The organism is Streptomyces sp. ATCC 21386, assembly GCF_018728545.1.
Classification (GTDB): domain Bacteria; phylum Actinomycetota; class Actinomycetes; order Streptomycetales; family Streptomycetaceae; genus Streptomyces.
Genome location: NZ_JAAVVL010000001.1, coordinates 1,781,123 through 1,806,907, shown reverse-complemented (window position 1 = coordinate 1,806,907; position 25,785 = coordinate 1,781,123). Strand labels below are relative to the sequence as shown.

General features: G+C 73.6%; 19 protein-coding genes. 13 read left to right on the top strand and 6 right to left on the bottom strand.

Translation table 11 applies throughout. From position 1 onward, the window contains the following. Window positions 1–202 precede the first annotated feature (202 nt). Window positions 203–640, bottom strand: a complete 438-nt coding sequence (locus tag GWK25_RS07945; protein ID WP_215449113.1) for a DoxX family protein — start codon at window positions 638–640, stop codon at window positions 203–205. Window positions 641–823: 183 nt separating this feature from the next. Continuing rightward, the gene (locus tag GWK25_RS07935; RefSeq protein WP_251828767.1) at window positions 824–4,360 is read right to left on the bottom strand and encodes an AAA family ATPase; all 3,537 of its coding nucleotides are present in this window, start codon (window positions 4,358–4,360) and stop codon (window positions 824–826) included. Between the two features lie 272 nt (window positions 4,361–4,632). Here GWK25_RS07935 and GWK25_RS07930 point away from each other — a divergent pair, with 272 nt between their 5' ends. From GWK25_RS07930 to GWK25_RS07920, 3 genes are all read left to right on the top strand, one after another. Next, entirely contained in the window at window positions 4,633–5,334 is a 702-nt protein-coding gene (locus GWK25_RS07930) for a LuxR C-terminal-related transcriptional regulator (RefSeq protein WP_374105912.1), read from the top strand. Between the two features lie 133 nt (window positions 5,335–5,467). Continuing rightward, window positions 5,468–6,124, top strand: coding sequence for a DUF4255 domain-containing protein (locus GWK25_RS07925; RefSeq protein ID WP_215449112.1), 657 nt, complete (start codon window positions 5,468–5,470; stop codon window positions 6,122–6,124). Then, window positions 6,121–8,193 carry an ATP-binding protein gene (locus tag GWK25_RS07920; protein ID WP_308404188.1) on the top strand — a complete coding sequence of 691 codons (2,073 nt, stop codon included), beginning with the start codon at window positions 6,121–6,123 and terminating at the stop codon, window positions 8,191–8,193. The genes GWK25_RS07925 and GWK25_RS07920 overlap by 4 nt, the downstream gene beginning before the upstream one ends. Before the next feature lie 96 nt (window positions 8,194–8,289). On the opposite strand, the gene GWK25_RS07915 is transcribed toward GWK25_RS07920, so the two are convergent. From GWK25_RS07915 to GWK25_RS44490, 3 genes are all read right to left on the bottom strand, one after another. Next, the gene (locus GWK25_RS07915; RefSeq protein ID WP_215449111.1) at window positions 8,290–9,690 is read right to left on the bottom strand and encodes an RICIN domain-containing protein; all 1,401 of its coding nucleotides are present in this window, start codon (window positions 9,688–9,690) and stop codon (window positions 8,290–8,292) included. A gap of 95 nt (window positions 9,691–9,785) precedes the next feature. Then, window positions 9,786–11,237 carry a hydrolase gene (locus tag GWK25_RS07910; protein WP_215449110.1) on the bottom strand — a complete coding sequence of 484 codons (1,452 nt, stop codon included), beginning with the start codon at window positions 11,235–11,237 and terminating at the stop codon, window positions 9,786–9,788. A 110-nt stretch (window positions 11,238–11,347) separates the two neighbouring features. Continuing rightward, window positions 11,348–13,384 (bottom strand): DUF4157 domain-containing protein, encoded by a 2,037-nt coding sequence (locus tag GWK25_RS44490; protein WP_308404187.1) that lies wholly within the window; start codon window positions 13,382–13,384, stop codon window positions 11,348–11,350. A gap of 248 nt (window positions 13,385–13,632) precedes the next feature. Between GWK25_RS44490 and GWK25_RS07900 the strand changes: the two genes are divergently transcribed. From GWK25_RS07900 to GWK25_RS07885, 4 genes are all read left to right on the top strand, one after another. Continuing rightward, window positions 13,633–15,210 carry a phage tail sheath subtilisin-like domain-containing protein gene (locus GWK25_RS07900; protein ID WP_215449109.1) on the top strand — a complete coding sequence of 526 codons (1,578 nt, stop codon included), beginning with the start codon at window positions 13,633–13,635 and terminating at the stop codon, window positions 15,208–15,210. Between the two features lie 100 nt (window positions 15,211–15,310). Further along, window positions 15,311–15,754 carry a phage tail protein gene (locus GWK25_RS07895; RefSeq protein WP_033526822.1) on the top strand — a complete coding sequence of 148 codons (444 nt, stop codon included), beginning with the start codon at window positions 15,311–15,313 and terminating at the stop codon, window positions 15,752–15,754. Next, entirely contained in the window at window positions 15,754–16,320 is a 567-nt protein-coding gene (locus GWK25_RS07890) for a hypothetical protein (RefSeq protein ID WP_215449108.1), read from the top strand. The genes GWK25_RS07895 and GWK25_RS07890 overlap by 1 nt, the downstream gene beginning before the upstream one ends. Continuing rightward, the gene (locus GWK25_RS07885) at window positions 16,317–16,475 is read left to right on the top strand and encodes a DUF6760 family protein (RefSeq protein ID WP_086786782.1); all 159 of its coding nucleotides are present in this window, start codon (window positions 16,317–16,319) and stop codon (window positions 16,473–16,475) included. The genes GWK25_RS07890 and GWK25_RS07885 overlap by 4 nt, the downstream gene beginning before the upstream one ends. A 579-nt stretch (window positions 16,476–17,054) precedes the next feature. Here GWK25_RS07885 and GWK25_RS07880 read toward each other — a convergent pair. Next, a complete protein-coding gene (locus GWK25_RS07880) occupies window positions 17,055–17,837 on the bottom strand; it encodes a hypothetical protein (protein WP_215449107.1) in 783 nt (260 codons plus the stop codon). Between the two features lie 13 nt (window positions 17,838–17,850). Here GWK25_RS07880 and GWK25_RS44220 point away from each other — a divergent pair, with 13 nt between their 5' ends. The 6 genes from GWK25_RS44220 (at window position 17,851) to GWK25_RS07850 (ending at window position 25,780) form a co-directional block, all read left to right on the top strand. Further along, window positions 17,851–20,169: a hypothetical protein gene (locus GWK25_RS44220; protein WP_215449106.1), complete on the top strand. Its 2,319-nt coding sequence runs from the start codon at window positions 17,851–17,853 to the stop codon at window positions 20,167–20,169. A 39-nt stretch (window positions 20,170–20,208) separates the two neighbouring features. Beyond that, complete coding sequence (locus GWK25_RS07870; RefSeq protein WP_037695699.1) at window positions 20,209–20,634, top strand: phage tail protein; 426 nt, start codon at window positions 20,209–20,211, stop codon at window positions 20,632–20,634. 17 nt (window positions 20,635–20,651) lie between these two features. Next, window positions 20,652–21,377: a LysM peptidoglycan-binding domain-containing protein gene (locus GWK25_RS07865; RefSeq protein WP_215449105.1), complete on the top strand. Its 726-nt coding sequence runs from the start codon at window positions 20,652–20,654 to the stop codon at window positions 21,375–21,377. Further along, on the top strand, window positions 21,377–23,281 hold the full coding sequence (locus GWK25_RS07860) for a VgrG-related protein (RefSeq protein WP_215449104.1): 1,905 nt from the start codon (window positions 21,377–21,379) through the stop codon (window positions 23,279–23,281). Before GWK25_RS07865 ends, GWK25_RS07860 begins: the two co-directional genes overlap by 1 nt. Before the next feature lie 79 nt (window positions 23,282–23,360). After that, the gene (locus GWK25_RS07855) at window positions 23,361–23,822 is read left to right on the top strand and encodes a GPW/gp25 family protein (RefSeq protein ID WP_215449103.1); all 462 of its coding nucleotides are present in this window, start codon (window positions 23,361–23,363) and stop codon (window positions 23,820–23,822) included. After that, entirely contained in the window at window positions 23,822–25,780 is a 1,959-nt protein-coding gene (locus GWK25_RS07850; protein ID WP_215449102.1) for a putative baseplate assembly protein, read from the top strand. The genes GWK25_RS07855 and GWK25_RS07850 overlap by 1 nt, the downstream gene beginning before the upstream one ends. Window positions 25,781–25,785: the final 5 nt, after the last annotated feature.

Genomic DNA, 25,785 nt, shown 5'->3' with positions numbered 1-25,785 from the left:
GGGCTTGTCCACAGACCAGCTCCTACATATGGGTGCAGTTATTATAACTAGACCTATACACCACCTCGATCCGCCGCGCCGCCTCCGGTCTCACGAGACGAACACTCGTGCCACTACTTCCGAGCGATGTGCACTTTCAGGGATTCCGGCTCGCTTCAAAATTCGTTCCTGCCGCGTCCGGGCGGTGCAGCTCCGTAGCGGGCTACGTGGTTCCACGTACGGGGCTGGTGCGGGGCTCTCGGCCGGTGAGGCCCGAGAGGGACAGGGCTCCCGGGCCGGCGAAGACCAGCAGGAGGAAGCCCCAGCAGAAGAGGACGGGGGCGAGGCCACCGTTCTGGAGGGGGAAGAGGCCGTCCTTCTGGTGTTCCGTGAAGTAGGCGAAGGCCATGATGCCCGAGCTGAGGAATGCGGCGCCGCGCGTCGCCACGCCGAGAAGGATCAGGACGCCGCAGGTCAGCTCGATGACTCCGGCGTACCAGAAGGGCCAGTCGCCGACCGGGCTCGCCTTGCGGTCCAGGATGCCGAAGACCGTGGCCGCGCCCTCGCTGGTGAACAGCAGGCCCAGAACGATGCGGAACAGGCCCAGGACGAGGGGCTGACGTTCCGTCAGCCAGTCGTTCAGGCGGGGCGGGCTGCTCATGGGTGCTCCTCGGGTGTGTCGGTTACGCGTGGGTGCTTCCGGTGCTTCCGGTTTTCCTACGCATCCGCCCGGCGTCCGGTTCACGGAATCGGGCGCGGACTTCCGACGGACTTCGGCGCCGACGTCGGCGCGGGCGCGGCGCGGGCCTCGTACGGCGGGACGGGGCGGATGCTTCGGGGCGGATCAGGGGGCCTCCCCGGTGTCGGCGAGGGCCGCACCCAGTTCCGATCTGCGGCGGATGCCCAACTTGCGGTAGGTGCTGGTCAGATGGGTCTCGACGGTGCGGCGGGCCAGGTGGAGGAGCTGCCCTATCTCGGTGTTCGTGCGGTTCTGGGCGGCGAGTTCGGCGATACGGCGCTCGCCGGCGGTCAGGGCGGAGGGGCCGGTCAGCGGGGTCGCCGTGCGGCGCGCACCGCCCTCGCGCAGCGCCGACTCCGCGAGGGCGCGCATACGGTGGGCGCCGAGGCGCTCGGCGCGTTCGGCCGCCTCCCGGAACGCGTCCCGGGCCCGCGCACGCTCCCCGACGGCGACGAGCCCCCGCCCCTGCGCCACGAGCGCCGGTATCAGCTCCACGTCGACGGGCGCGAACGAGTCGGGCGTCATCCCCCACCGGTCGTCCGCGGCCACCGATCCACCGCCGTCCGGCACGGCCCGGCCGCGGGCCCACTGCGCGGAACCGTTTCCGTCCGGCGGCACCGCATCGCCCGTGGACGGGGTGGCGGGCCGTTCCGGGTGCGGGGCGGCGGGCCTGGTCGTTCGGGGATCAGGGGTGCGGGCCGCGTCCGCCCGTGCAGCGGTCCACCGCCCGCCCGCGGCGACGGCCCGTCCGAAGCCGGGTGGGTCCGTCGCCGGTCCGCCACCCGGCGCCTCCGCTGCCGGTCGGCCACCGCCCGGTGTCTCGGGTGTCGCCCAGCCGGTGGCCGACGAGAACGCCGACGTCCCGCCCGCAACCCAGCCGCCCACTGCTCGCAGCGGGCCTCCGCCCAGTGCCCAGCCGCGCGTCGCCGTCACCCTCGTGGGCGGGCCGCCCGCCGTCGAGGCACTCCACAGGGAAGGGCCACCGCTCGCCGCCGCGGCGCTCCACGAGGTCGCGCCGCCCCTCGACGCCTCCCCCGTCGCCGGCCCTCCGCCCGAGGCCGCCGCACCCCACAGCAGCAGGCCGTCACCCGACGCGTCGGCACCCCACAGCGCGGGACCGTGGTGGGCGGCGGCGGTCCCCGACGGCGCGGCCGTGGCCCCGGGCTCCCCGGCGGCCTCCGTTCCGTGGCGCAGGAGGTGCACCGCCCGGTCGGCCAGGTGGAGGCCCCGGTGGCCCCGGGTGGCCGTGGCGAGGGTGGTGAGGGCGCGGCCGACCACCCGGGGCGTGTTCCAGACGGTGGCCAGGGAGAGTTCCTGCTCGGCCAGGGCCAGGGCCTCGTGGGGGCGGCCGAGGGCGAGGTGGCACTCGGCGGCGGCGGTGCGCCAGGGGGTGACGACCGGGCTCGCCACGTCCCGTGCCGCCTGGCGGCGACCGCATTCGAGGAAGTCGTCGAGGGCGGCCGCCGGGTCGCCGGTGGCGGCGCGGAGGAGCCCACGGGCATAGAGGAAGCGGTTCAACTCCCAGGTGTCGTGGGCGTTCTGGAGGTCGAAGGCGTCGGCCAGGCGCGCGGCCTCGTCCGTGCGGCCGGTCTCCACGAGGGCGATGACCGCGTGGGCCAGCGCGTTGGCGGACTCGGAGCGGCCCGCGACCGCGCGCCTGACCTCGGGGTCGGCGAGGACCTCCTCATATGCGCCGCGCGCGGCGGTGATGTCGACGCGGACGTTGCGCAGGGCCAGGTGCATGGGGTGCAGCAGGGAGGTCCGCCGGCCGCCGAGGCCGCGCCGTACCAGCCGTTCGGCCTCGTCGAGCTGGTCGGCCCACTGGGCGACCGCGGCGGCCGTGCCCAGCAGGAAGACCTCGTCCGCGGGGTCGACCGGCTGGGCGAGCAGGGCCCGGACGCGGTCCATCGCGGCGGCCGCCGACGTCAGGCCGGCGGTGGCCTCGTAGCGCACCAGGAGCGCCTGCCCCGGGGTGCCGACCAGGTGCGGGGAGGCCTCGGCGGTCTCGCGCAGCCGGCGGTAGACCTCCTGGCGTACGCCCTGGTCGTGGTCGGAGAGCAGCGCCGAGGCGGTCTGGACCGTGCGGATCAGGTCCGGATGGCCCGTCAGGTGTTCGTCGTGCAGCCCGCGCAGCACGTCGACGGCGGCACGGGCCTCACCGCGCCGGGCCAGGGCGGTGCCGAGCGCGACGGCCGCCTGGACGCGCTCGCGGGGCGGGCCCGGCTGGCGCATCGCCTCGACGAGCCGGGGGATGCCCGCGCCGGACCGTACGGCGGCGTACTCCAGGGAGCCCAGTTCGGTGAGGACCACGGTGCGGCGGGCGGGCGGCATCGGTTCGTCGAGGGCGCGGCGCAGGAGGGCGAGGGCGTCGTCGCTGCGGTCGTCGCGGACGGCGAGGTCGGCGGCGTCGAGCAGGGCGGCGGCCGCCCAGGTCTCGCCCACTGGGCCGCAGCGCAGCAGTTGGCCGGCGACGGCCGCGGCGCTGTCACCGCGGTGCAGCATCGCCTCGGCGGCCCGGCGGTGGGCGGCCTGCCGGTCGGCGCCGGCCCAGCCGCCGAGCACGGCGTCCCGCAGCAGCGGGTGGGCGTAGCGCGGCCGGCCCTCGGTGTCGGGGCTCAGCAGGCCGAGGCCGGTCATGGCGGTGAGCCAGCCGGGGACGCGGGCGGCGTCGACACCGGCCGTGCGGGCGAGCAGGTCGGCGTCGATCGGCACGGGAGTGCCCTCGTGGACGGGCGAGGGGGCGTTCTCGTCACCCGGTGCGCAGGTGTGTACGTCACCCGGTGCGCGGGAGTGCGTGTCGTCCAGCGCGGCGAGAGCGCGGGCGACCTCGGCGGTCGCGGGACCGGCGCTGTCCAGCCACCAGGACACCGCGGCGGCGTAATTGCCCGGGTAGAGCGCCGCGCAGGTGTCCGGAAGGGCAGCCTCGAAGGCCCCGGGGTCGGTGTCGCGGAGGTCGGACAGCAGGGCGCGCAGCCACAGGGGGTTGCCCGCGCCCGCGCGTAAGCAGGCGTCGACCCGTTCCGGCGGGGCACCGGCGTGGACGGTGCGGACCAGCCGCGCGGCGGCGTCCGGGCTCAGCGGGGCAAGGGTGTGGGTGTGCACGAGGGCGGGCGAGAGGGCGTGCGCGAGACCGTCCGCCGGAGGGTCGATGTCGTACTGGCCGCGTTCGGTGACCACCAGAAGGACCGGCAGCCGGTCGATGCGGCGGACGGCCTCGACCAGCCAGCGGCGGGAGGCGGGGTCGGCGAAGTGGACGTCGTCCACGGCGACGAAGAGGGGGGACTCGGCCGCGTAGGACCGCAGCAGCCGCCACAGCCGGGCGGGTCTGCCCCGGTGCGGCGGGGTGCCCGGCGGGTCCGGCGCCTCGCCCGCGGCCTGGTCGAACTCCGGCCCGTGGGAGAGGAGCTGGAAGACGGTGTCGAACGGCACGCAGGTGTGCTCGGGCGAGCAGCGGGCCCGCAGGACCCGCATGCCGTTGCCCGCCGCGTGCTCGGCCGCGGACTCCAGGAGCGCGGTGCGGCCGGTGCCGGTGGCACCCCGGAGCAGCACCAGGCGACCCGCGCCGTTTCGGGCACGGGTTGCCTCCGCGGTCAGCAGCTCCATGGCCTCACGGCGTTCGAGAAGCGGTTCCGGCGGGCACATCGCTGTCTCCTTCGTGGAAGGTCGTTTTCCGCTTCCGTAGACGGGGCAGGGCCCGTCGGGGTGCACCGTTCGCGGACGGTCGGCGTGAAAACGCCGTGGCCGGTCCCGCGGTCCCTTCCGCGGTGGTCCCGTGGTCCCTCCCGCGGCGATCTCGTGGTGTATCTCGTGGTCCTCCACGATTGCGCAGCGCACACGGCACACAGAAGTGTGAATCGAGCCCATCGGCCACTCCCCTCGCAGGAGCGGCGATTTCGTGCATACGGGAGAAACGGTTGCGCAGCACATTCCGGACCACGGACCCGGCGACGGCCCCGGCCGCGGCCACCGTCATGTCGGAGTCCCAGGAGACCCGGCGCCGCACCCCGGTCGTGGTCCACACCCTCGACCCGCTCTCCCGCGCAGGCGTGCTCAGCCAGCTGCGGGGGCACCCGGTGATCGACCTCGTGGACGACGCCGAGGTACGGCCGGGCACTGTGGCGGTGCTCGTCGGGGACACCCCGGACGAGCCGCTGCTCTCCGCGCTGCGCCGGCTGGTGCGCAGCGAGGGGGCGCGGGCCGTGCTGGTGGTGAGCACGATCCGCGAGACGGAGCTGCTCGATGTCATCGAGTGCGGGGTCGGGGCCATCGTGTGGCGGCAGGAGGCGACCGCGCACCGGCTGGCGCAGGCCGTGCTCGCGGCCTCGCGCGGGGACGGCGATCTGCCCGCCGATCTGCTCGGCCGGCTGATCAACCAGGTGGGGACGTTGCAGCGTTCGGTGGCCGGGCGCACCGGGGCGCCGCTGTCGGGCCTGGTGCCGCGGGAGATCGACGTCCTGCGGCTGGTGGCCGAGGGGATGGACACCGGCGAGATCGCGAGCAAGCTCTCCTACTCCGAACGCACCGTCAAGAACGTGATGCACGGGCTCACCACCCGGCTGCACTTGCGCAACCGGGCGCACGCGGTGGCCTATGCCCTGCGTGAAGGCTACATCTGATCGAACGGGCATCCGGACCCGGCCACTTGGGCACCGCACTCTGCCCGCCGGTCGTCCCCGGCGCGTCTACGGAGGTGGCCTCCGCGCCGGGCAGGATCGACGGACGGACATCCGACACAGCAGGAGCACGACCGTGATCCACGAGGTGGACGAGGTCCTCAAGGGACTGATCGGCGGTGGTGCCCTGGCCGGCTCCGGCATCGACGTCTCCTTCGAGGCCCCGACCCGCGACTGGGCGGCCCGGCGCAACGCGCCCGCCGTCAACACCTATCTGTACGACATCCGTGAGGACGTCTCGCGCCGCCAGCGCGGTCACATGCCGGTGCGGGACGAGCGCGACATCGTCGTGCGCCGCCGTCAGCCGCCCCGCTGGTTCCGGCTGTCGTACCTGGTGACGGCCTGGACGAAGCAGCCCCAGGACGAGCACCGGCTGCTCTCCGCGGTGCTGGCCAACCTGTTGCGGCGAGAGCTGTTGCCACCGGACGAACTCCCGGGCGCCCTCGGCGCGCTGGGCCTGACGCTGCCGCTGTCGGTGGCCGGGCTGCACACCGAGTCCCGCTCCCTGGCGGAGATCTGGTCCGCGCTGGGCGGCGAGCTGAAGCCGTCCCTCGACCTCGTCGTCACGGTCCCCTTCCCTGCCTTCCCCGAGTACGACGCCGGTCCCCCGGTCACCGAGGGCGCGGCGATCCGGGTGCGCGGTATCGACGGCGGCCCGGAGGGCTCGGAGGAACGCGGGCACCGGCCGGGGCAGTTGGCGTCCGCGCCGATCACCGGGGAGCGGCGGCGGTGACCGTGCGCGTCGCCCGGGACACCGATGCCCTCCTGCTCCGGCTCGCCCGACTGCGCGAGCGGGTGGCCGAGTTGGTGGCCGAGCGCGGTGCCGGTGATCCGACGGCGAGCGATCCGCTGCGTGGGCTGTACCTGTCCGAGGAGGGCGTACGGCATCTGCTGGAGCCGTCCGCGCGGCCGAACGCGTCCGTGTTCCCCGACGCGCGGCCGGGGCCGGAAGCGGGGCCGGAGCCTGAGCCGGACCCGGAACCCGGCCGGGAACCCCTCGCCGACAGTCCGCTGGAGCGGCTCGCGGGGCGGCTGGGGCTGACCGAGCTGGACACGCGGATCCTGCTCATCGCCCTAGCGCCCGATCTGGACCGCTCCTACGAGCAGTTGTACGGGTACCTGAACGACGACGTGAGCAGACGCCGGGCGACGGTCGGGCTCGCGCTCGATCTGTGCGGACTGCCCGTGCACCTCGCGCGGGCGCGGGCCCGGTTCAGCCCTTCGGCACCGCTGAGCGCGCTCGGGCTGCTGAGCGTCGAGGACCCCGAACGTCCCTTCCTCGGGCGCGGGTTGCGGGTGCCGGACCGGCTGGTCGCGCATCTGCTCGGCGACGACACCCTGGACGCGTCGCTCGTCGGCCATGTCCGTCCGCTCGCGTCGCCGTCGGCGGTGGCCCCGGCCGCGCCCTCGTCCGCGGAGGACGGCGGGTTCACCGCCCGGCTGGCCGCTCGGCTCGCCGCCGCCCCCGTCACCGTGCACCTGCGGGAGGCCCGCGAGGGCGACGGTCTGCTGCGCGCCGGAGCCGCCCTGCACGCGGCCGGGACGCGGGCGCTGCACTTCACGCCCCCGGCGGCCGAGGACGAGATCTCCGCGCTCCTGCCCCGCCTGCTGCGCGAGGCCCGGCTGCGCGGGTGCGCGGTGGTGGTGTCGCCGTTGCCGGAGAGACCGGGGCCGTTGTTCCGGGCGTTGACGGTGGCCGACGTGACCGTGCTGTTCGCGGGGCCGCAGCCGTACGACCCGCAGTGGTGCGACCGTGATCCGCTGGTCCTGGACGTGCCCCGGCCGCCCGCGGGCGCGGTGGACGCCTGGTCGGCGGCGCTCGGCGCCGGGGCGGACGGTCCGGGGTTCGACCTGGCGGCCACGGTCGCCCCGTACCGGCTCGGCGGTGACCGGATCGAGCGGGCGGCCCGCGCGGCCGTGGACCTCGCGGCGTTCGACGGCACCGAGGTGACCGCCGCCCATCTGCGGCTCGCGGCACGTCTGCAGTCCGCCTCCGGTCTGGAGCGGCACGCCCGCCGGATCCGGCCCGACGTCGGCTGGGACGACCTGGTGCTGCCCGACAAGCCCCTCGCCCAGCTGCGGGAACTCGCCCTGCGCGCCCGGCATCGGGACCGGGTGCTCGGCGACTGGCGGTTGAGCGCCGGGGGCGGCCGGGGCCGGGGGGTGCTCGGGCTGTTCGCGGGCGAGTCGGGCACCGGGAAGACGCTGTCGGCGGAGGTCGTGGCGGCCGAACTCGGCCTGGACCTCTATGTCGTGCAGCTCTCCTCGGTGGTCGACAAGTACGTCGGTGAGACCGAGAAGAACCTGGAACGGATCTTCACCGAGGCCGACCGCACCGACGCCGTGCTGCTCTTCGACGAGGCCGACGCGGTGTTCGGCAAGCGCTCGGAGGTCAAGGACTCCCACGACAAGTACGCCAACATGGAGAGCGCCTATCTCCTCCAGCGGCTGGAGTCCTTCGACGGGATCGCCCTGCTGACCACGAATCTGCGGGCCAACATCGACGAGGCGTTCACCCGGCGGCTGGATCTGGTGGTCGACTTCCCGTTCCCCGACACCGCCCAGCGGCTGGCGCTGTGGCGGCACAGCCTGGCGGCGGTGCCCCGCGCCGACGACACGGATCCGGCGGCGGTCGCCCGCGACTTCGAGCTGGCCGGCGGTTCCATCCGCAGCGCGGTGGTCACCGCCGCCTATGCCGCCGCCGGACGCGGCGGGGCCGTCACCTCCGCCGACCTGCGGGAGGGCGCGGAGCGCGAGTACCGCAAGGCCGGACGGCTGGTGCCGGGCGAGGGCAACTGGTAGCGGGGCGGCGGCCGGCGGGGCGGGCCGGCGGCGGGGCGTCCCACCGGGACGGCAGGGGCCCGCCCGCCGGTGGCGGCCCCGCCGCTTCGACCGTGGCTACTTCACACGCCACTTCTGGTTCGGTGTGCCCGAGCACGTCCACAGCTGGAGGTCGCCGCCGTTGCGGGTGGCGTTGTCCTTCACGTCGACGCACTTGTCGGCCTGCGGGTTGACCAGGTCGCCCTGGGTGCTGAGCACGAACTGCTGGGCGGGGTTGCCGCTGCACCTGGCCAGCTGGATGACCGCGCCGTCGTCCCGGGAGCCCCAGGCGACGTCCATGCACAGGCCGAGGGAGCGGACGGTGCCGTCGCCCCGGAAGTCCCACTTCTGGTTGGCCGAGCCGGCGCAGTCCCAGATCTGGAGCGGGGTGCCGTCCTTGCCCTTGCCGTTCTGCGCGTCCGTGACGTCGATACAGCGGTCCGAGCCCTGGCCGATGATCGCGAAGCCCTTCACGGTGGACGGCTTCTTCGTCTCCTTCGTCTCCGGTTCCTTCTGCGACCCGGATCCCGAGCCGCCGGATCCGGAACCGGAGCCCCCGCCCGAACCGGAGTCGGGGTCGGAACCCGGATCCGCCTGCTCGGGCGCCTCCTGCTGGGGAACCTCCGGCGTCTCGGAGGGCAGCGGCGCGGCGGAGACGGTGGGCGCCGGGGCCATCGCCGACGGGCTGGCGCTCGGCAGGGCGGTCGTACCGGCCTGCCGGAGGTCGCTCGCGGCGCTGACGACCTTCGGCTGGTAGGCGAACCACAGGGTCACGAAGGTGATCGCCAGCGCCACGGCCACCCCGAGGCAGGTGGCGAGCCAGCCCGGCAGGAACCCCCGCTGGACGTAGGTGCCGTCGACGGACTGCGGTGCCACGCCCGCCCGTTGGACGGCGAGCGCGTACGGTCTCTCCTCCTTGGACCCGAACCAGATGATCTGCCGGGGCTTCAGCGTGGCCTTCACGAACGCGGCACGGCCGGGCTCGATCTGCACATTGCTCGGGTGGATGTCGTACGACAGCTGATCGCCGTTGTCGCTGCCGCTGACGGCGGCGGTGACCTTGGTGTTGCCGAGGTTGTCGATGGCGAGCTGCGGACGGCCCCGCAGGCGCCCCTTCACGGTCGGCGGGACGAGTTCCGCCCGCACCTCGGTGAAGGGCGTGATCGTCAGGTTCCCCTCGGGGACCGTCGTGGCCTCCGGGTGCTGCGTGGGCGTGATCCGCACCGCGTACGGGTTCGGCCCGGCCGTCGCGGCCGGGGTGCGCGGCGGCGCGAACGTCAGCTCCACCGATCCCGTCGTCCCCGGGTACAACCGGAGCGTCTGCGGCTCCACGGTCGTCCACGGCGCCACGTCGCCGACGGGCTCGAACCGGTACTCGTCGACCACGTCGCCGGTGTTGCGCAGCCGCAGCCGTACGGTCGTACTGCTCCCCGGGTCCACGGTCGCGGAGGCGGGTTCGAGCGAAGTCCAAAGGCTCACAGAGGGACGCTACGCGGTCGCGCGCGTACGGTCAGGAGCCGCCGGGGCAGGCCGGGCTGCCCCGAAGGCCACCCGGCTCGGCCCCAACAGCCTTGTCACACGGTGAACTTGACGGCTTCCAGCCAGATGCCGTTGTCGAGGGTGCCGCCGAAGATGTAGTGCTCCCCCTCGCCGGGCTTGTCGCAGGCCAGGTTCTGCCAGCCCCGGTCCTTCTGGTGCACCGACTGGCAGACGCCCCGGCGGCCGTCGTCGACGTTGATGGTGAAGCCCAGCATGTTGGGGGCGTCCCTCTTGGAGTCGCCGATGTAGTTGTCCAGGCCGTCGGGCGCGTTCGACCAGGGTTCGACGTAATGGCCCTGACCGTTCGTCGAGTCGGGGTTGTGGACGAAGGCGGCGCTGGCGGTGCCGCCGACGCCGGACACCGCGATGTTGAGGGCCGTCAGCGGCCTGCTCTGGCCCACCGTGCCGGCCGTGTCGCCGTCGCACTCCGGGGCCGTCCAGCCCTTGCCCTTCACGAAGGCGCGGTAGCAGACGTGCCGGCCGCCCGGGTCGGACGCGGCGAGCTGCCGTACGGCGGTCGCGGCCGTCAGCGCCTTCTTCGGCTTCTCCTCGGACCCGCCGCCCGATCCGCCGCCCCCGTCGTCACCGCCCCCACCGCCGCCGTCGTTCTTCGGCTCCTCCGTCTGCGGGGGCGCCGACGAGACCGGCGGAGGGGAGGGCGTCGGCTCCGCGGGGGCGGACAGGGACGGCGTGGGCGAGGGCGCCAGCGTGCTGACGCCCGCCTCCCGCAGCTCCGTGGTGGCGCTGACGACCCTGGGCTGGTAGGCCAGCCACAGCGTCAGGAAGGTGATGGCGAGCGCCAGAAAGATTCCGAGGCAGGTGGCGAGCCAGCCAGGCAGGAAACTCCGCTGCACGTAGGTGCCCTCGACGTCGAGCGGGGTCACCCCCGACCGCTTCACCGCGAAGGTGTACGGCCGCTCCTCCTTCGACCCGAACCAGATGATCTGCCGGGGCTTCAGCGTGGCCTTCACGAACGCGGCACGGCCGGGCTCGATCTGCACATTGCTCGGGTGGATGTCGTACGACAACTGGTCGCCGTTGTCGCTGCCGCTGACCGACGCGGTGACCTTCGTGTTGCCCAGGTTGTCCACGGCGAGCTTCGGCCGCCCCCGGAACCGCCCCTTGACCGTGGGCGGCACGAGCTCCGCCCGCACCTCCGTGAACGGCGTGATCGTCAGGTTCCCCTCGGGAACGGTCGTCGCCTCCGGATGCTCGGTCGGCAGGATCCGCACCGCGTACGCGTTCGGGCCGGCCGTCGCGTCCGGGGTGCGCGGCGGCGCGAACGTCAGCTCCACCGATCCCGTCGTCCCCGGGTACAACCGGAGCGTCTGCGGCTCCACGGTCGTCCACGGCGCGATGTCACCGACCGGCTCGAAGCGGTACTCGTCGACCACGTCGCCGGTGTTGCGCAGGCGCAGCCGTACGGTCGTACTGCTCCCCGGGTCCACGGTCGCGGAGGCGGGTTCGAGGGAAGTCCAAAGGCTCACCACCGGGACGCTACGGCAGTGCCCGGCGGCGGGGTCAGAGACGCCGGGGCAGCCTTCCGTGCCTCAAGGGGCAGCCTCGGTGCCGGCTCCCGGTCGACGTGAGGCGGCGGTCAGCCCTTGCCCTTGACCTTCGTGACCGTGGCGCTGGAGATGTCCACCGAGTTGGGCAGCATCGCCTGCGGGCGCAGCAGGTCCCGGAGCAGGAAGTCCATCAGCTCGGCGCCGCTCATGGCCTTGAGCCGCTGAGCCAACGGCGGGTTGGCCTGCTCGAACCGGATGATCTCCACGAGCGCGCGCTCGACGAGCCCCGGGATGATGTCCGACCCGGCGAGGATGTTCTTCTGGAGGAGTTCGGGCCGTTTGAGCTCCTTCTCCGGGCCGTAGACCATCTGGTCCCCCGGCACCGTGAGCGCGAGCTGCCGCGCGAACATGTGCGCCTGCTGCTCCTCCGGGTCCTGGATGTGCGAGAAGGCGGTGGCCATGTCCATCAGGGCGTCCCCCTCGACCTCACCCCGCTTGAACTCGCGCACCGGCTTGTACGCGGCCTGCTTGCGAGCGAGGTCCCGCTGACCCGGCTTCGCCTTGTGCTCCGGCAGGTCCGGCCGGTCCGCGGGGGCGACGAGTTTGGGGTAGTCGCGCTGGATGAAGTCGCTCAGCATGATCCAGCCCTCGCTCACCAGCCGGTCGATGCCGAGCTCCAGCCTGATCTCGCCGAAGCGGGGGGCGCGGTCCGTCTTCCCCCTGGGCTCGATGTAGAAGAAGACGAAGCCGTCGTTGCCGAGGACCAGTTCATCGACGTTCATGGTGTTGTTCTCGGCGTCGCCCAGCTCCGACTTGGGCTTCAGCTTCTTCTCCGAGGCGAGCATCGCGTCGGCCCGCTCCTGCTGGGTGTAGTGGGCGAGCACGCTGTTGTTCAGCTCGTTCTCCAGCTTGGCCCTGACGTCCTTGACCCAGGCCTTGGCGCTCGCGCCGCCGATCTCCTTCGTGAGCTCGGCCCGGTTCAGCTCCGACATCTCCCGGACGTAACCGAAGCCGGACATGCCGAAGTTGACGGTGCTCTGCGCGAACTGCGGGTCCTTCCACATGGTGCCCCGGTCGGTCATGGCCTTGTACGGCGCGGCCGCCGCCTCCGGCATGCTCCCGTCGCGCTCGGCCTGCCCGCCCACGACCTGCATCTCGGCCCTGACGGCGGTGAGCACGTTCTCGAGGTAGCGCAGGTCGCCGGGGAGCGCCCCCTCGCGCAGGGGCAGGGCGAGCATCTGGAGCTCCGCCAGCCGGCTCAGGCACTTCTCCGGGTCGCGGACGGTGGACCTGTCGTACTCCAGGACGGCCTCCTTCACCGGGGCCACCGCCTCGGAGACCGGTTTCTCCTTGATCCAGCCTGCGAGGCGGCCGGTCAGCGACTTGGCGGGGGCGTTCGCCGCGCTCTCCAGCGTCTCGTGGCCCTTGCGCTGGAGCGTGTGCCCGGCCGGGGCACACGGCACCGCCGCCGTCCCGGGGCCGTCCGTCGCGCGCTCCTGCCCCGGCCCGTCCGTCGCGCGTTGCACGGGAGCGGGTGCGCCCATCACCCGCCGGGCGGTGGCCTCCGCCTGCTTCTCGGCCCAGTCGGAGGGGTCGGAGACGCGCAGGCCGGAACCGTCGTCGGTGCCGGGCACCGCGCCGCGCCGCTGCTGGCGGACGTGGTCCAGTTCATGGGCGAGGGTGTGCTTGTCGCGGCCGTCCCACACCACATGGGAGCCGGAGGTGTACGCCCGCGCCCCGATCTCCGCCGCCGACCGCTGGGCCACGGCGTCGGTGTGGACGCGGACGCCGCCGAAGTCCTCGCCGTCGAACCGGCCCTCCATCTCGGTGCGCAGCGCGGGGTCCAGCGGCTGACCCGAGGTGCGCAGGACCTGGTGCACGGCGGAGCGCTGCACCGGGGCGTCGAGTCCGCGGTCCGCTTCGCGTGAGCGCGCCGCGCCGTGTCCGCAGTCCGGGCCGTGCCGGTGGCGCTGCTCCTCGACGGCGCGGGCCACCGCCGCGTTGCCCGCGGCGCGTTGCAGGGCCAGGAGCGCGGCGGCGGGCCCCTGCGGCATGACACGTCCGGGCGTGCGGGCGGCTCCCGCCCGGCCTCGCTCCCTGTCGGTCGCTCCGTTCTGCGCGCGCACCGGTTCTCCTCGACTCGAAGACACCTGCTCGGACACCTGCTCGGATCGACCAGCCTCACCGGACCGGCCACGGCCGCGGAAGGTCCTCGGGGGCAGCCCCGGGGGCAGACAGGGCCGTGGTTGCCCCCGCACGTGCCCCTGCGGGCAACGACGGTGCCCCCGTCCCGGCCCTCCGGGACGTTTCGGGGCACGCGCTTCGCGCGTGAGGGTGAGAGGCGACCTGTCTCGTACCCCAAGGAGAGCAGAGCATGCCGTCCTACCTGTCGCCGGGCGTCTACGTCGAGGAGGTGGCCAGCGGCTCGCGTCCCATCGAGGGTGTGGGCACCTCGGTGGCCGCCTTCGTCGGCCTGGCCCCGACCGGTCCGCTGAACGAGCCGACCCTGGTGACCAACTGGTCCCAGTTCGTCGCCGCCTTCGGCGAGTTCACCGACGGCTACTACCTCGCGCACTCGGTGTACGGGTTCTTCAACAACGGCGGCAGCGCCGCGTACGTCGTCCGCGTGGGCGGTACGGCCCAGGACGGCGCGTCCGCCGGCTCTCCGGCCGCCGTGACGGGGTCCGCCGCGCCGGCCGCGCTCCCGCCGGGCGAGCCGAAGCAGCTGGGCACGTTCAGTGTGACCGCCATCGCGGGCGGCTCGCTGAGCGTCGAGGTCGCCGACCCCGAGGGCGAGGGTCCCGCAGAGCGCTTCAAGCTGATCGTCAAGGACGGCGACAAGCCGGTCGAGACCTTCGACGTGACGGCCAAGAAGGGCGGCCGCAACTACGTCGTCACCCAGGTCAAGGAGCGCTCCAAGCTCATCACGGTCACGGAGACCGCGCCGGCCGCGCAGCTGGTGCGCCCCGACAACCAGACCGTGGCCCTGGCGGCGCCCGCCGCTCCGGCCGCCGTCGCGCCCGCCGGGGCCGACGACGCCCACCCGGGTCCGGCCGAGTACCTCGGCGACTCCGCCGACCGCACCGGCTTCGGCGGCCTGGAGGCCGTGGACGAGATCTCCATGGTCGCGGTGCCGGACCTGATGGCCGCCTACCAGCGTGGCGCGATCGACCTGGAGGCCGTCAAGGCGGTCCAGCTCGGTCTGATCGCGCACTGCGAGCTGATGGGCGACCGGGTCGCCGTCATCGACCCGCCGCCCGGCCTCAACGCCCGGCAGATCCGTGTCTGGCGCCAGGAGACCGCCGGCTACGACTCCAAGTACGCGGCGCTCTACTACCCCTGGATCAAGGTCTTCGACCCGGCCACCGGCCAGTCGAAGGTGATCCCGCCGAGCGGTCACGTCGCCGGTGTCTGGGCCCGCAACGACTTCGAGCGCGGCGTGCACAAGGCGCCCGCCAACGAGGTCGTACGGGGCGCGGTGGACCTCGAACTCCAGATCACCCGGGGCGAGCAGGACCTGCTCAACCCCATCGGCGTCAACTGCATCCGTGCCTTCCCGGGCCGCGGCATCCGCGTCTGGGGCGCCCGCACCATGTCCTCCGACCCGGCCTGGCGCTACCTGAACATCCGCCGGTACTTCAACTACCTGGAGGAGTCGATCCTGATCGGCACCCAGTGGGTGGTGTTCGAGCCGAACGACCACGCGCTGTGGGCCCGGATCCGGCGCAACGTCTCCGCGTTCCTCGTCAACGAGTGGCGTCAGGGCGCCCTGTTCGGCCAGCGGCCCGAGGACGCGTACTACGTCAAGTGCGACGAGGAGACCAACCCGCCGGAGTCGGTCGACCTCGGCCGGGTCATCTGCGAGATCGGTATCGCCCCGGTGAAGCCCGCCGAGTTCGTGATCTTCCGGCTGGCCCAGTTCTCCAGCGGCAGCGGCGAGTTGGAGGAGTAGGCCGCCGCCACCGGCCCGCGCCCTTTTCCGCTTCCCGCTGAAGCCCCATCCCCGCTGAAGCCAGCCCCTTTCCCAGCCCCCTCAGAAGGACACAGAACAGATGAGTCTCGCGCCGGGTGACGCCCTTACTTCACACAATTTCGGCCTGCAGATCGACGGGGTGATGGTCGAGTACCTCGCGGAGGTCAGCGGCCTCACCCTCGAACAGGACGTCATCACGTACCAGCAGAACTCCGCCCAGGGCCGGCCCGAGGTCAACCTCCTGCCCGGTGTGCAGAAGAACGGGCAGTGCACCGTGGTCCGCGGTATGACCCAGTCGGCCGCGTTCAACACGTGGATCAACGACTCGATCAACGGCCAGATGGGCTCGGCGCGCAAGAACGCGTCGATCATCATGATGGATTACCAGAACAACCCGGTGAAGCGTTACAACATGCGCAACGCCTGGTGCAGCAAGATCGACGCGAGCACCCTCAAGGCCGGCGAGGCGTCCGCGCTCACCGAGACCGTGACCATCGTCTTCGAAGAACTGGTCATCGAGTAATGCGGCGCACGGCTGGCAGGGCGGGCGCGATGACGGTGACGGGGCAGGACGCGGCGGCTTCCGCCGCGTCCCCCTTCCCCACCACCGGCGCTCCCGTCACCGCGGCGGAACCGGCGCCTGCTCAGGCGGCGGGTCCGGCAGCGGGTCCGGCGGCGGCTGTGGCTCCGGCCCCGCCTGTCGCGCCGGTGGCGCAGCGGCTGCGGACGGAGTTCCCGTTCGAACTGCCGCGCGGGTACGTCGACGAGGCGGGGAACGTCCACCGGGAGGGCGTGATGCGTCTCGCCACCGCCCGGGACGAGTTGATCCCGCTGCGCGACGTCCGGGTCCAGGAGAACCCGGCGTACCTGTCGGTCGTGCTGCTCGGCCGGGTCATCACCCGGCTGGGCAATCTGCCGATGGTCCACGACGGCATCGTGGAGAACATGTTCGCGTCCGACCTCGCGTTCCTCCAGGACTTCTACCGGCAGGTCAACGCGGAGGGCCACACCCGCGCGGCCGTGGAGTGCCCCCACTGCTCCGAGCCCTTCGAGGTCGAACTCGGCGGGAGCCGCCTGGGGGAATCGTGACGTACGCGACCGACCGGCTGCACGAGGAGATCGCGTACGTCGCCTTCCACTTCCACTGGAGCTTCGAGGAGATCCTCGACCTCGAACACCACGACCGCCGCCGCTACACCGAACAGATCGCGTCCCTCGTGACACGGGGCGGGTCGGAGGGCTGAACACGTGGGCTTCATGGATCGCCTACGGGGCGCCGCCGGGTCGGCGGCGCGCCGGGGTGGGGTTGACGGCGACGGCAACGGCGACGGCGGTGCATCGGTTGACGGGGTGGGCTCGGGTTCGGGTTCGGGTGCCGGGGGTGCTTCCGGTGCCGGGGCGTCTGCGAGTGCCGGGGTCGGTTCGGGTGCTGAGGGTGCTTCCGGTGCCGGAACGTCTGCGGGTGCTTCTGTCGGTGAGGCCTCTCCTGCCGGTGGTGGTAGGGCCGGCGGCGGTTGGGAGGGGCTGGGGCCGATTCAGCGGGCCACCGGGGGCGGACGGGCCGCTGTCGCGGACGCCGGGTTCAGTGGGCGGCTGAGCACCTGGCAGAACCCGTCCTTCACCGGGACCCTGTCCCATGCCGTCCTGCCCGGCGCGCCGGGCGGGCTGGTCAAGAACGTGCTCACCACGTCGGCGACACCAGTCGCCGGCCTGGAACTGCCCTCGCGCACCCTGCCGGTGGCCGGCGACGAGCCCGAGTCCTCGTCCGCCGGTTCCACGCCTGCGTCCGCGTCCGGCGAGCCCCGGCCGGTGCCGCGAGCCCCCTACCAGGTCACGCCGTCCCGTCCGACCGGCCCGCGGGTCACGCCCGCGCCTCCCCGGGCCACCCGTACGACCCCGTTGACCAAGGCCCCCGCCACACCGGCCGTCCAGCGCCGGACACTACCGGCGGCACGGCCCGCGGCCACCGGGTTCACCGCGTCCACGGGCGCCCCGGCGGGTACCGCGCCGGGACCGACGACTTCGAGCGGTGCGCCGTCCGGGCCCGTGCCGTCCGGTGGCTCCTCGTCACCCCGTACGGAGTCGGCGGCCGCCGCGCCGGCGCGTACGGCAGCCGCCGGGCGCGGGGCGGGTTCGGCGGGCTCGGGCCAGGGTCCGGTCGGCGCGTCGGGGGGAACACCTCGGGCAACGGTGCCTGCCGCAAAGGCTGTTGGTCCCGAGGCACCTGCGGGCGGCTCCGCCGGTACAGCCGATGCCGCCGCCCCGGGCAGCACGCCCACCGACACCGGCCCTGCGGGACTCACCATCCAGCGAGCGACGCCCGACACGGCCGCGGGCACGACGCCCCACTCGGGCCCGGCATCCACGAACTCCCGCCCGGGCCCCACGGCATCGCACCCCTCGGGTACGACGCCGGGCCCCGGCCGTACGCCGTCGAGGCCCGCAGGCACACCCTCGCCCTCCGGACGTCCGGCATCGCACTCCGCCGGCACGACACCGAGCCCCGGCCGTACACCGTCGACCTCCGACCGTGCGCAGGCGAACTCCGGCCCAGCCTCAGCGCTCTCCACCGGTACGACGCCGAACTCCGGCCGTGCGCCAGCCAACTCCGCCGGCACGGTGTCGGACTCCGCCCATGCGGCAGCGACCCCCAGGGCCACAGCAGTTGGCGCTCCCGGGACCACGCCTGCCACCCGCGTCACGGGCAGCCGCCCCGCCACCTCGGGACGCGGCGAGGTCAGCGTCCAACGAGCGGCCACCAAGGGCGGCGCCACCCCCATCGCCCCGGGACGCGGCGAGGCCGGCGTCCACCGGGCGACGACCGCATCGGGCGGCCCGGTCGTCGCTCCCGGCGCCCCCGGCGACTCGGGCGCCGACTCCGGCATGCCCGGCCACTCCGGCGTCGACATCCAGCGGGCAGCGAGCAAGCCCCGCGCCACGGCGACGAGCCCGGCCGGTACGACGACCGGGCCCTCCGACGCCCACACCGACCCTGCCCGCGTCCCGGCCGCCCCCGGACACCGTGAGGCCGACGCCCCACGGACAGCAACCGCTCCCGCCCCCGTCGCCCCCGGACACCCCGAGGCCGACGTCCAGCGGACAGCGACCGGTCCCAGCCGTACCGTGCCGACCACCACCGGCGAGGCGATCACCCGCCCCACCGGCGCATCGGACCTCGCTCACGGAGTATCCGACAGCCCCGGTGGCGCGTCGGCCCGTGCCGGCGCCCAAGCGCCCGACAGCCGACCGTCGAGCGCCGGTCTCGGCGCCCCAACCGGCCCCACGCCCCGTACGTCGACGTCTCAGGGCACCACACCCCACGTGCCCCACAGCCCCGCCACCCGAGCCCCCAGCCCCGGCGCCCCGTCGGCCGACGTCCAGCGCTCGGCGGCCACCCCCACCGGCACACCGGACCCGCCCGGCACCGGAAGCCCTGCCGGACCCGCCGGACCCGCCGGACCCGCCAACCCCCGTACAGCCCCCGAAGGGACGGGGCTCACCTCGCGTCCCGCCACGACCAACCCCGTCGACGTGCAGCGCGCGGCAGCCGCCCCCAGCCCCAGCAGCACGGCAGTGGGCCCGAGCGGCACGTTCTCCGGGACCGCCGCCGCCCCGCCCACCCGCAGCACGGCCGACACCACCCGGCGGGCAGCGACCGCCCCCCGTGGCCCAGCCCCCACCGCCCGCCCCACCGCCACGCCCACCCACCCCGTCCAGCGGAGCACCGCCCCCAGTGCGCGGCGCGTGGGCCTCGGCACCCCCACCTCCGGCCCAGTGCCGCCCACCGCGCCCACACCCACGTCCCAGGCGGCTCCGGCACGACCCGCGTCCCCGGCTTCCCCGGCACCTCCGGCTCAGCCCGCCTCCCCCACCACCGCCCCGAGCCCGACACCCCGCCAGCGCCCCCTGCTCGGCGCCCCCCTCACCGCCCCTCCCGTCGACGCGAAGCCACTGGCCGGGCGCCCGACCCCCGGCGCCCCGAGCCCTCTCGTCCACCCCTCTCCCGTACAGCGAGCGACGGCACCGGCACCGCACCGGGCAGGCCCCAGCCCCACCCCGGCGGCCCCACCCGTCCCCCTGACAGCCACCGGCCCGGCCGAGGGCCGCACGGAAGGGGCGCGGGGAACTGCGCGCCCAGCCGCCAACGGCCCTCAGCAGTCCCGCAGCTCGCAGCCGTCCCACACCCCGCAGCGGCCCCACAGCCCGCAGCCGCCCCTTGTCCCGACCCGGCCCACTCCCGAACGGACCAGCACGCCGACGGCCCCAGCAGAGCCGAAGGCCCGGCCCGTCCGCCCCCTCACCCCCACCCGCGCCCTCACCTCGGCGCTCCCCACCCCCACCGCACCCCCCGCTGCGCAGCGTCAGGCCCCCCGGCCCGCCGTCCCCCTGCGCCGACCCACGACCCCCGGTGCCGGCCCCGCCGTACAACGCCTCGCCGGGGACAAGCCCGCCCGGCCCGCCGTACCCCTCGCCGTCGCCGCCCCCACGACACCCCCGCAGAAGCCGACCCCGCCGCGCGCCCTCCCGGTGGTCCAACGCCAGGCCCTCACCCCGCCCGCACCCCCCGCCACCCCACAGGCACCCGCCTCACCGGCCCCCGCACCGGCCCGCACCCCCGCGCCCCCGGCTCCGGCCGCACCCGCGCCCACACCCGCACCCGCCGCGATCCAGCGAGCCCCCCAGACCCCCCTCGGCCCCACCCCCACGCCCGCCACCACAACTCACCGCACCGCGTCGGCCAACCCCCCGTCCATCTCCTCCACCACCTCCACCTCCTCCACGGCGGACGCCGCACCCCCGTTCGACCCCCGCGCCCTCACCGACTTCCAGCTCGACGAACTGACCCACAAGCTCATCGGCCGCGTCACCCGCCTCGTCCGCACCGAACTCCGCATGGACCGCGAACGCATCGGCAAACTCCGCGACCCCCGTCACTGACCCGGAACACCGACCCAGATCACCTGAAAGGCCCACCCGATGCCCCGCGATCTCGACCCGGGCTCCACCATCTTCTTCACCCTGACGATCGACGGCGAGAGCCTCGGTTACTTCAACGGGTGCGAGGGGCTGTCCTCGACGGTGGAGATCGAGCACCGCCAGGAAGGCGGGAACAACGGGTTCGTCTGGCAGTTCCCGTCGCGCGTGACGTTCTCGAACATCCGGCTGACGCGGCCGCTGACCCCGGACACGGCGAAGGTCGCGGCGTGGATCTCCTCCGTGGCGACGGGCGTGAAGCGCCCGACCGCCCAGATCGCGGCGCTGCGCGCGGACGGCTCGGAGGTGGCGCACTGGGGGCTGATCGACGTGCTGCCGGTGAGCTGGCAGGGGCCCTCCCTGGACCCGGCGAACCCGAGCGTGGCGACCGAGGTCCTGGAGATCACGCACCACGGATTCACGGACTGAGGGGCGGGGAGAAACACATGGCGAAGGGAAGCAAGGGCGGCGCGGGCAAGAGCCTGGTGCGGGCCACACTGGCCATCCACGAGCCGCCGGTCGGGACGAGCACCACACCCGGCGGGCTGATCAGGACGTTCAGCTTCGAGTTCAACCCGGCGGAGCTGACACTGCGCCAGGGCGCCCAGTGGAAGACCACGATCAGCGCGGCCGTGCGCGACGGCGCCCTGCCGGAGTTCATGGGGCCGGAGGCCCGGCAGATGAACGTCGAGATCTTCCTCGACTCCTCCGCCAAGCCGAGCGGCACCACGGTGCTGAAGAAGGTGGAGTCGCTGCTGTCGTGCTGCGAGGTGACGTCCAAGAGCCTCGCCGCGAAGCAGCCGTCGCCGCCCTGGGTGGTGTTCCAGTGGGGGTCGTTCTCGACGGCCCGCTTCACGGCGTACGTCAGTTCGGTGGACGTCACGTACTCGCTGTTCGGAACGACCGGCGTGCCGATCCGGGCCACCTGCCGGCTGTCGCTGCACGAGATCCCCAGCACCACCAAGGGGCAGAACCCGACCTCCGGCGCGCTGACCGCGCGGAGTGTGCACCGGGTCGTCGCGGGCGACTCGCTGCAGTCGCTGGCGTGGCGGGAGTACGGCAACGCGTCCGCGTGGCGGGCGATCGCGGAGGCCAACGGCATCGACGATCCCACCCGGCTGCCCACCGGCATCGAACTCGTCCTGCCGGCCGCCGAGGAGGTCGGGTTCTGATGGTGAAGCCGTCCTTCTCCAACGTCATCCACGTCACGCTCGACGGGGCGAAACTGCCGACGGAGTACGCCGATCTGCTGGTCGGCGGCTGGGTCGACCTCGGCGCCGGGGTGCCGGGCGCGTTCCGGCTCACCTTCCGGGACCCGCACGGGCTGCTGCTGGGCAAACTGAACGTCAGGTTCGGCACCAAGGTCGTCATCGCGCCCGTCGCCGACGGGCAGGGCGCGGGCAACCCGCTGCTCACCGGCGAGGTCACCGGCATGGAGACCGACTACGACGGCACGGGCACCTTCACCGTCGTCCGCGGCTACGACCCGGGCCACCGGCTGATGCGGGTGCGCCGGGTGGCCGCGTACCGCAATCAGACTGCCTCCGACATCGCCCGCAAGCTGGCGGGGCTGAACGGCATCCCGGTCGGGCAGGTGCAGGGCACCAGGACGGTCTACGACTTCATCTCGCAGTCCAACGTGACGGACTGGGACTTCCTCGCGCGGCTCGCCGACGAGAACGAGATGGTGATGTCGCTGGACTCGAAGGGGAAGTTCCAGTTCGTCAAGCCGAAGCCGGCGTCCGGCGCGCCCCCGACGAGCACCCCCGGCGAGAAGAGTCCGTTCGTGCTCCAGGCCGGGGTGGACATCCTGCGCTGCCGGGCCGCCGTCACGGCCGCCGACCAGGTCGGCAGGGTCGAGGCACGCGGCTGGAACGTCACGACGAAGAAGAAGCTCACGGCGACCACCCCGGCGAACGACAACCCGGGGATCGCGATCGGCACGACCCCGCAGAAGGCGGCGGGCGCCTTCAAGGCCGCGAAACTGGTGGAGACGGACACGCCGTACGACCTCCAGACCGAGGTCACGCACGCGGCCGGCTCCCTCGCGGACGACATCACCTCCTCCTTCGCCGAGCTGGAGGTCACCGTGCGCGGCAACCCGCAGCTGCGGCCCGGGGTGCCGGTCACGCTCACCGAGGTGGGCACCCCGTTCGAGGGCAAGTACACCTGCACCTCCGTGCGGCACTCCTTCGGCGACGGCAGCCACTACGAGACCTGGGTGACCGTCAGCGGACGGCAGTGGCGCTCCCTGTTCGGCCTGGCGTCGGGCGGCGGCACCTCCGCCGCGCCCCGGCTGCCCAGTGTGGCCAACGCCCTGGTCACCGACGTACAGGATCCGCTGAAGCAGGGCCGGGTGAAGCTGCAGTTCCCGTGGCTGGACGACACCTACGTCAGCGACTGGACGCGGACGGTGCAGATGGGCGGCAAGGGCGGCGGCGGGATCTTCCCGCTCGACGTCGGCGACGAGGTGCTGGTCGCCTTCGACCGGGGCGCGCTCGACCACCCGTTCGTGATCGGCGGCCTCTACAACGGCGTCGACAAGCCGACGCCCGTGAAGGACGTGTGGCTGCACGACCCGGTGAAGAAGAAGGCGATCCGGCACACCCTGTCGGACCGCGAGGGCAACCGGGTCGACCTGCTCAGCCAGCAGACCGGTCTGCGCAAGCAGGGCGTGCGGATCGCCAGCGGCAACGACAAGCTGATCATCAACCTGGACCGGACGAAGACCGAGATCACCGTGGACAGCAAGGGGGCCGTCAGCATCACGGGCGGCACCTCGGTCTCCGTGAAGGCGGGGACCGATCTGACGCTGAGCGCGCTGCGGTCGGTGACCATCCGCAGCGGCGGGCCCCTCAACCTCCAGGGCCAGGGCATGGTCGGCCTGAGATCGCTGGGCGGCGCGGTCAACATCAACGCGGTCGGCGCCCTCTCCATGAACGCGGCGGGCGCCGCGACGCTCAGCGCGGCCGGGACCGTGCAGATCAGCGCGGTCGGGCAGGCGGCGCTGCGCGCGGCCAACGTCGACATCACCGGCATCGTCATGGTCAACAAGAAGCTGTACCCGATCCCGTGACGGCCCCCGACACGCCCGCCGAGGCCGTCCGGCGGCCGCTCATGAGAACACGTTCGTCTGAAAGGAGGGTGGCCCGCTGATGGCCGAGCAGTTCGTCGGATCCGGCTGGGCGTTCCCGCTGCGCATCGGGCCCACCGGGGGCATCGCCCTGGTCAGCGGGGAGCGCGAGGTCGAGGAGGCCATCCGGCTGGTGCTGGCCACCGCGCCGGGCGAGCGGCCGATGCGCCCCGAGTTCGGCTGCGCCATCCACGACCTGGTGTTCGCGCCGGTCAACGAGGCCACCGCCGGCCGCATCCAGCACGAGGTGTACGCGAGCCTCGACCGCTGGGAGCCCCGGATCGAGGTGACCGACGTCGAGGTGACGGCGGGCGCCGACCAGGGCGTCCTGTTCATCGACGTCCGCTACTCGATCCGGGGCACCAACAACCCGCGCAGCCTGGTCTTCCCGTTCTACGTCATCCCCTCCCACGACGAGCCGGACCTGCCCTCCGGGGGCGCCGACCGTCCTGATCGTCCCGACCGTCCTGAAAGCGACCGCTGATGGCCCTGCCCTCCCCGAACCTCGACGACCGCCGCTTCCAGCAGTTCGTCGACGACGCCAAGCGCTACATCCAGCAGCGGGCCCCGGAGTGGACCGACCACAACGTCTCCGACCCCGGCGTCACCCTGGTGGAGACGGTCGCGCACATGGCGGACCAGATCGTCTACCGGCTCAACCGAGTGCCGGAGAAGAACCACCTGGCGTTCCTGGACCTGGTGGGCATCACCCTGTTCCCGCCCTCGGCCGCGCGCACGGACGTGACGTTCTGGCTGTCGGCGCCGCAGGAGGAGCCGGTGCCGCTGCCGGTGGGCACCGAGGTCGCGACCGTGCGCACCGAGAGCGAGGAGGCGGTGGTCTTCACCACCGAGCGCGAACTGGACGTCGTGCCCTGCGCGTTGCGGTATCTGGTGACCCAGCGCCCCGGTGAGCCGGTCGCCGACCGGACCTCCGACCTCGCCGAGGGCAAGGACCTGATGTGCTTCGCCGAGTCCCCGCGCCCCGGCGACTGCATGCTGTTCGGTCTGACGGCCGCCGTGCCGCACTGCGCGGTCGTGCTGGAACTGGACAGTGTGGTCGACGGTGTCGGCGTGGACCCCCGGCAGCCACCGCTGGTCTGGGAGGCATGGACCGAGGACGGCTGGACGGTGTGCGAGGTCGACCGCGACGGCACGGGCGGCCTGAACCGGCCGGGCGAGGTCGTCCTGCACCTGCCCGGCGGGCACACCCTGTCCCGCACCGGCGGCCAGGAGGCCGGCTGGCTGCGCTGCCGGGTCACCGAACCCCTGCCCGGCCAGCCCTTCTACACCACCTCGCCGACCGTCCGGGCCGCCGAGGCCTTCACCATCGGCGGCACCACCACCGTCGTCCACGCCGAGACCGTCTACGACGAGGCGCTCGGCGAGTCCACCGGCCTGCCCGGGCAGCGGCTGCGCCTCGCGCACTTCCCCGTGGTCGGCGACACCCCGCCCGTGCTGCTGCAGACCGCCGAGCACGACGGCTGGACCGACTGGGACGTCGTCCCGTCCTTCGCCGCGTCCACCTCGTACGACCGCCACATCACCCTGGACTCCGCCACCGGCGAGATCGCCTTCGGCCCGGCGGTGCGGGAGCCCGACGGGAGCCTGCGCCAGTACGGGGCCGTCGCACCCAAGGGGTCCGTCATCCGCGCCGTGCGCTACCGCACCGGCGGCGGCCGGGCCGGCAACGTGGCCCGGGGCGCCATCCGGGTGCTGCGCACCTCCGTGCCGTACGTCTCCGAGGTCGTCAACCGGGAGGCCGCGCGCGGCGGTGTCGACGCGGAGACCGTGGAGGAGGCGAAGGTCCGGGCGCCGATCACCCTGCGCGCCCAGGAACGCGCCGTGACCCTGCGCGACTACGAGGAACTCGCCCGGCGCGCGGCCCCCGAGACCGCCCGCATCACCTGCCTGGAGGGCGAGGAGGGCGACCACGGTGCTTACGCGGTAAGGGTGTTGGTGGTCCCCCAGGCGGTGCCGGACCCGGGTGGCCGACTCCGCTTCGAGCAACTCGTCCCCGGTGACGCCCTGTTGCGCCGCATCACCCGCCACCTGGACGAACGCCGCCTGATCGGGACCCGGTTGGCCGTCGGGCCGCCGTTCTACCAGGGCATCACGGTCGTCGCCACGCTGCACGCCTTCCGGGGTGTGGACACCGACCGCGTCCGCCGTCAGGCGCACGACGCGCTCTACCGCCACCTCGACCCGCTGACCGGCGGCGCCGACGGCCGGGGCTGGCCCTTCGGCCGCCCCGTCCAGTCCGGCGAGGTCTTCGCCGTCCTCCAGCGCGTCCCCGGCGTCGAACTGGTCGACGACGTCCAGCTGCACCCCGCCGACCCCCTCACCGGCAAACGAGGCGACCCCACCAACCGCATCGACCTCTCACCCCCGTCCCTGGTCTTCAGCTTCGACCACCGGGTCCGCGTGATCGGGGACAAGCAGTGAGGACG